We start from the raw sequence: 207 nt of genomic DNA on the forward strand, positions 1-207 counted from the left end.
TTGTGGCGAAGTGGTTAACGCACCGGATTGTGGCTCCGGCATTCGTGGGTTCGATTCCCATCAGTCGCCCCATTTTTATTTTAAAAATTACAAATAATTTAATTGATACTTACATATAATTAAGTAAGAATTCGATGGGCTATAGCCAAGCGGTAAGGCAACGGACTTTGACTCCGTCATGCGCTGGTTCGAATCCAGCTAGCCCAG

Annotated in this window: 1 tRNA gene; it reads left to right on the forward strand. The window is 44.0% G+C overall.

The features are described from left to right. Positions 1-135 precede the first annotated feature (135 nt). Positions 136-207: transfer RNA gene (locus ACQRBL_RS33050), tRNA-Gln, on the forward strand.

Source organism: Bacillus sp. AF62, from assembly GCF_050312695.1.
GTDB lineage: Bacteria > Bacillota > Bacilli > Bacillales > Bacillaceae_G > Bacillus_A > Bacillus_A cereus.